Genomic DNA, 3,986 nt, shown 5'->3' on the forward strand with positions numbered 1-3,986 from the left:
CGACGCCCGAGTCGCCCGCCCCGCCGGCCCGTCCCCGCACCGACCGTCCCCGCCGGTCCCTCCTCCGCACCGCCCTGATCGTGGCGACCACCGCCCTGCTGGCCGTCCTGGTCGCGGCGGCGCTCCTGTTCCACGCGTCCGGCGGACGCTGGTTCATCGTGCAGACGCCCTCCATGGGCACGGCCGCCCCGGTCGGCACCCTCGTCCTCACCGAGCCGACGGCCCTCGAGGACGTCCGGGTCGGCGACGCGGTCAGCTTCCACCCCACCACCACGCCCGACGAGACCTACACCCACCGGGTCGTCGAGATCGCGGACGACGGCACGCTCCGCACCCGGGGCGACATCAACGGCGCCGTCGATCCGTGGGCCACCGGCCAGGACCAGCTCATCGGAGTCGTCACCACGGCGCTGCCGGTGCTCGGCTGGCTCGTGCGCGGCCTGCCGCTGCTGATCATCGGCGCCGTCCTCGTGCAGCTGCTCACCCGCTTCATCGCCTCGCCCACCCAGCGGGCGTCGATGCGGATCCTCGGCCTCTCGCTCGTCGCGTCCGTCACCGTCTTCGTGCTGCGACCGCTCGTCGGCATCGTCGTCCTCGAGGCCACGGTCGACAGCGGCACGACGAACGCCACGCTCGTCTCGACGGGCGTCCTCCCCATCCGCGTGAGCGCCGAGGGCGCCGACCCGGTCGACCTGGTCTCCGGACAGGTCGGCCGCCTGCGGATCCCGGCGCACGACGGAGACGCCTACGCGCTCTCCTCCGCTCTGCACCTGCCGTTCTGGGGCTGGGTCCTCTTCGTCCTGCTCTGCGCGATCCCGGTGCTCTACACGGTCTTCGTCGGCCTCCCCGGCGAGCCGGAGCGGACCGCCGAGCGAGGCCGCCGCGCCGCCCGCGAGGAGGAGACGGCATGAGCCGGCACCGCCTCTCCGCCGCCTCGCCGGCCGCGCGGCTGCGCACCCTCCTCGCCCGGCCACGGGCGGTCGCCGCCGCCCTCGCCGCCGCCGCCCTGACCGCCGTGCTGCTCACCGCCCCCGCCACCTCGGGCGCGTACACCGCATCGATCGTGAACTCGACAAACACAGTCGGCAGCGCCGCCGCGTTCTTCACCTGCGACGGCGCCCTCGCCGCCGACCGCGGAGCCGCGCTCTTCGCCTACACGCTCGCGCAGCCGAGCGGATCGACGACCGCGCCCGACACGGACTCCGGCCAGTACCCGGGCACCTACCGCTCCACCAGCCTCTTCCCGACCGCGATGGTCAGCTCCGCCGCGACGCCCAAGGCCTGCCCGCGCGACGCGGGCGGCTCCTGGACGCCGAACGGCACCAACCAGTACCTGAGCACGCCGCTGGAGCTCAGGAACCCCGGCACCTTCAGTACCGAGATCTGGTTCAAGACCACGAACGCCGGCGGCAAGCTCTTCAGCTTCAGCGCGGGAGCCACCGCTCCCGGTGGCCAGTACGACCGCCACACCTACATCGGCGCCGACGGCAAGCTCGTCTTCGGCGTCTACAACGGCGCCGCGCAGACGATCACGAGCCCCCGCGCCGTCAACGACGGGCTCTGGCACCACGTCGTCTCCACGCTCTCGCCGACGGCGGGCGTCGCGCTGTGGGTCGACGGTGTGAAGGTCGCCTCCAACAGCAGCTACCGCACGGCCGAGAACACGACGGGCACCTGGAAGATCGGGTACGACAGCCTCGGCGGCCAGTGGCCGAACGTCGGCTCGTCGTACTTCGGCGGGAGCCTGCGCTACGCCGCGGTGTACTCGACGGTCCTCACGCCGGAGCAGATCCAGACGCACTTCGCGGCAGGTCGCTGAGCGAACGGCCCGGTCGGCGGCTCCTCCGCAGCCCTAGGGTGAGCGGATGAGCACCCCCGCCCTCTCGCGCCGCGCCCGCTTCCACCAGCGCTTCCTCGTCGAGGAGCGCGTGATGGCCCCGGAGGCGCGCCGCGGCCTCGACCGGGTCGGCTCCGTCCTGATCGGCGTCGGCGTCGTCCTCTTCGCGGCGTTCACCGCGCAGGTCGCGAGCGGCACCGGTCTCACCGTCCTCGACCCGGTCGTGGCCGAGTGGTTCCGAGAGAAGCGCTCCGCCGAGGGCACGGTCGTGATGGACGCGCTCGCCACCGTCTTCGGGCCGGTCTACCTGCCGGTCATCATCCTGGCCGTGCTCGTGCTCTGGTTCGTGCTCGCGCGGCATCTCTGGCGGCCGATCCTCCTGGCTGGCGGCATGCTCGTGGGGATGCTCAGCGTGCAGCTGGCCGCGCACCTCGTGATGCGGATGCGCCCGCCGGTCGAGTACATGCTGCTCGGGCCCGACGGCACCTTCTCGTTCCCCTCCGGCCACGTCACCGGCGTGAGCGACTTCTTCCTGATCACCACGTTCCTGCTCGCCTCCCGTCGCTCCTCCCGGAGCTGGATGATCGGCGGGTTCGCGCTCTCGCTCGGGATGATCGCCGGCCAGATCGTCGCCCGGCTCTACCTCGGCTACCACTGGCTGACCGACACGCTCGCCTCGGTGTCGCTCGCCCTGATCGTCCTCGGCTCGGTGATCGTGATCGACACCCGCCGGACCGCGGTCGTGCGCAGCGGCGCGGACTGATCGGAGCGGCGGCTCCGCGTGGGTCGAGGCACGGATCCGCACTCGTCACGGCCGCACGACGGAGGCGGGCCGACCCGAGGGGGTCGACCCGCCGAGAGGAGGAGCCGTGCTGTGCGGGGAGGGGCTAGCCGCGGGAGCTGGCGGTGTTGTCGATCGCGAAATACCGGTCGCTGACGTCGCGATTGTTCTCGGCGTTCGAGTCGACGGCGCCCGACGACCCCACCATGATGCGCGACCGCGACCGCAACGAGAGCGAGCCGTACTTCGGGAAGCCCACACCCGACGGGTTCGACGGACGATCCCGGAGCTGGGCCTTGTAGGTCAGGTTGAAGACCTCTCCCGGAGCGAGCGGCTTCTCCACGCGCTGGGACCACCACTTGATGTTGACCGAGACGTTGGGATCCTCCTCGAGTTTGGTGGTCGCGCTGGTGTCGATGCCGAGGTCGGTCAGCGGGATCGAGGCGGGGTTCTCCTGCACCGCGAGCGAGTCCCAGTAGCCGGCGAACGCCAGGCCGAAGCCGATGACGGAGCCGGCGGGCACCGTGTCGGGCCCGTTGTTGCGGTAGGTCGTGACGAACGTCAGGTCCCGGTAGCCCTTGTACATCGGATTGCCGTTAAAGGTCCCGCCGCCCGAGACCGCACCGTCGGGGGCCTCGGTCGGGCGCCGCACCGTCGTCGCCAGGTCGACCTGCGGGTCGGTCGGGACGGTCGACGCCGCCGCGAGCGGGGCGGCGATCGTGGCCGCCACGACCGGCGCGGCCCAGACGGCTCCGCGGACGATCGTCCGGCGGGAGGTCGCCTCGCGCGCAGCCCCGGACAGGGCGTCCGTCGATGTCTCGTCGAGCTGAGGGGTGTGTGACATGGATGTCTCCTAGAGGACGGTGGTCCGTCCGGTTCGCGGTGTCGTGTCGGCGCCGGCGATGCGGCGACGCAGACGAGGGCTCCGTCCGGCCGCCCGGGAGGGCGACCGGCCCGCCTGCGCGTGTCGGGTTCTTCTCCGCAGCCGACGGGTGGATCTGACCGATCGTCACCGAGAGGCGGCGTCAGATCGAGGGCGCGGCGGCGATCGGACGGATTCTCGTCACGAGCGGTCGCATTGTCGTCCGTTCGGCGCGGATAACACGGGTGTGGTTGTGTACGGAGGACGGGTCGAAGGCCGACAGGGGAGGGGTGGGCGCATGCTGCGGAGCGACCCGGTGGTGCTCGAGCGGAGAGTGGGCCTCGGGGGTGCGAGCGCGGCCGCCTGGCTCGGCGGGCGCGGCTTCGCCACCGCACCGTCCGCCCGCGGCTTCCGGCTGGTGGCGGACGCCTACCGGGCGCCGGACCTCGCCCTCGCGCGCATCCTCCGCGGACCGGGGGAGACGAGCTGGGGCGGGTCGCGCTCGC

The 3,986-nt window shown here is 72.5% G+C and carries 5 protein-coding genes; 4 read left to right on the plus strand and 1 reads right to left on the minus strand.

Features of this window, described 5'->3' with window-relative positions; all coding sequences use genetic code 11:
* The 3 genes from C5C24_RS18135 to C5C24_RS17225 all read left to right on the plus strand — a co-directional run.
* The coding region (locus C5C24_RS18135; RefSeq protein ID WP_104305551.1) for a S26 family signal peptidase at positions 1-911 on the plus strand (911 nt) is incomplete at its 5' end.
* Positions 908-1,819, plus strand: a complete 912-nt coding sequence (locus tag C5C24_RS17220; RefSeq protein WP_104305552.1) for a LamG domain-containing protein — start codon at positions 908-910, stop codon at positions 1,817-1,819. The genes C5C24_RS18135 and C5C24_RS17220, both read left to right, overlap by 4 nt.
* Before the next feature lie 46 nt (positions 1,820-1,865).
* On the plus strand, positions 1,866-2,600 hold the full coding sequence (locus C5C24_RS17225; RefSeq protein ID WP_104277796.1) for a phosphatase PAP2 family protein: 735 nt from the start codon (positions 1,866-1,868) through the stop codon (positions 2,598-2,600).
* Between the two features lie 124 nt (positions 2,601-2,724).
* On the opposite strand, the gene C5C24_RS17230 is transcribed toward C5C24_RS17225, so the two are convergent.
* Positions 2,725-3,462: a hypothetical protein gene (locus C5C24_RS17230; RefSeq protein WP_104277797.1), complete on the minus strand. Its 738-nt coding sequence runs from the start codon at positions 3,460-3,462 to the stop codon at positions 2,725-2,727.
* A gap of 316 nt (positions 3,463-3,778) precedes the next feature.
* On the opposite strand from C5C24_RS17230, the gene C5C24_RS17235 reads away from it, so the two are divergent.
* On the plus strand, positions 3,779-3,986 hold a 208-nt coding region (locus C5C24_RS17235; protein WP_146082663.1), incomplete at its 3' end, for a hypothetical protein.

Source organism: Rathayibacter sp. AY2B3 (assembly GCF_002931755.1).
Taxonomy (GTDB): Bacteria; Actinomycetota; Actinomycetes; order Actinomycetales; family Microbacteriaceae; genus Rathayibacter.

Excerpts from the sequence above, each read along its gene's own strand:
- C5C24_RS17220 (WP_104305552.1), top strand. The coding sequence starts at position 908 with ATGAGCCGGCACCGCCTCTCCGCCGCCTCGCCGGCCGCGCGGCTGCGC.
- C5C24_RS17225 (WP_104277796.1), top strand. The coding sequence starts at position 1,866 with ATGAGCACCCCCGCCCTCTCGCGCCGCGCCCGCTTCCACCAGCGCTTC.
- C5C24_RS17230 (WP_104277797.1), bottom strand. The coding sequence starts at position 3,462 with ATGTCACACACCCCTCAGCTCGACGAGACATCGACGGACGCCCTGTCC.